Annotated in this window: 2 protein-coding genes; both read left to right on the forward strand. The window is 65.2% G+C overall.

What is annotated here, in order from left to right; all coding sequences use genetic code 11:
• A partial coding sequence (locus tag EOA22_RS32165) for an FAD-containing oxidoreductase (protein WP_127390532.1) occupies positions 1-1,268 on the forward strand: 1,268 nt, incomplete at its 5' end.
• Between the two features lie 125 nt (positions 1,269-1,393).
• The coding region (locus EOA22_RS32170) for an MFS transporter (RefSeq protein WP_164756132.1) at positions 1,394-1,815 on the forward strand (422 nt) is incomplete at its 3' end.

A 1,815-nucleotide genomic window follows, 5' to 3' on the forward strand; every position in this document is an offset into this window, starting at 1 on the left:
AGCTGGTCGGCGGCACCTGCGTCAACACCGGCTGCATGCCGACCAAGACCATGGTCGCCAGCGCCTATGCCGCGCATCTGGCGCGCCGCGCCGCCGACTATGGCGTGACGCTCTCCGGGCCGGTCGGCGTGGATTACAAGGTGATCAAGGCGCGCAAGGACAAGGTCACAAACGACGCTCGCGGCAATCTCGAGACCTGGATTGCCGGCATGGACAAGTGCACCCTCTATCGCGGCCATGCGCGTTTCGAATCCGCCAACACGGTGCGCGTCGGCGACGATCTGCTGACCGCCGAAAAGATCTTCCTCAACACCGGCGGCCGCGCCTCGGTGCCCGACCTTCCCGGCATCCACGACATCGACTATCTGACCAACTCGTCGATGATGGATCTCGACGTGCTGCCGCGCCATCTCGTCGTCGTCGGCGGCAGCTACATCTCGCTCGAATTCGCTCAGATGTTCCGCCGCTTCGGCGCGGAAGTCACCGTCGTCGAGAAGAGCCCGCGCCTGACCGGCCGCGAGGACGAGGATGTCTCCGCCGCCATCCTGTCGATCCTCGAAAACGAAGGCATCGCGGTCCATGTCGGCGCCGACGACATTGCCTTCGCCAGACAGGGTGACGACATCGCCGTGACCTTCTCCGCCGGCAAGCCACCGGCGGTCGGCTCGCATGTGCTGCTGGCGCTGGGGCGCACGCCCAACACCGACGATCTCGGCCTGGAAAGGGCCGGCGTCGAGGTCGACAAGCGCGGTTTTGTCACCGTCGACGACCAGCTGCGCACCAGCGTGCCCGGCATCTGGGCGATGGGCGACTGCAACGGCAGGGGCGCCTTCACCCACACCTCCTACAACGACTACGAGATCGTCGCCGCCAATTTGCTCGACAACGATCCGCGGAGGGTCAGCGACCGGATCGAAGCCTATGCGCTCTACATCGACCCGCCGCTTGGCCGCTGCGGCATGACCGAGGCCGCAGTGAAGAAATCCGGCCGTCGCGCGCTGGTCGGCCAGCGGCCGATGACCCGCGTCGGCCGCGCTATCGAAAAGGGCGAGACGCAGGGTTTCATGAAAATCCTGGTCGATGCCGACACCAGGGAGATCCTCGGCTGCTCGGTGCTCGGCCCCGGCGGCGACGAGGCTATCCATTGTGTGCTCGACCTGATGTACGCCAAGGCGCCCGTCGACACGCTGGCGCGTGCCGTGCACATCCATCCCAATGTTTCGGAGTTGCTGCCCACCATTGCCCAGGAGCTGAAGCCGCTGGCGTGACAGCCCGTTGAAGACCCATTTTAAAGCTCTTCCTTTTCTGCATCGCTGCAATGCAGCAATGCAGCTTGCGCACGGTGGCGTGCTTCGCGCAGTCTGGAATTGAACCGATTCAGTCTGGACGCACCATGCCCTTGCCGATCCTTGCGCTTGCCATTGCGTCCTTCTGCATCGGCACCACCGAATTCGTCATCATGGGCTTGCTGCCTGAGGTCGCCGCCGACCTCGGCGTGTCGATCCCCGCGGCGGGCCTGCTGGTTACCGGATATGCGCTGGGCGTCGTCTTCGGCGCCCCGATCGTCGCCATGGCCACTGCGCATTTGCCGCGCAAGCCGGTGCTGGTCGGGCTGGCCGTGCTGTTCGTCGTCGGCAATCTGTTTTGCGCCATCTCGCCCAACTACTGGACGCTGATGGCCGCGCGTGTCTTCACCGCTTTCGGCCACGGCGCCTTCTTCGGCATCGGCTCGGTCGTTGCCGCCAGCCTGGTGCCGCGCAACAAGCGCGCCAGCGCTATCGCGCTGATGTTCGCCGGGCTGACGCTGTCCAACAT

The sequence above is a fragment of the Mesorhizobium sp. M7A.F.Ca.US.014.04.1.1 genome, from assembly GCF_003998745.1.
GTDB classification, from domain to species: domain Bacteria; phylum Pseudomonadota; class Alphaproteobacteria; order Rhizobiales; family Rhizobiaceae; genus Mesorhizobium; species Mesorhizobium ciceri.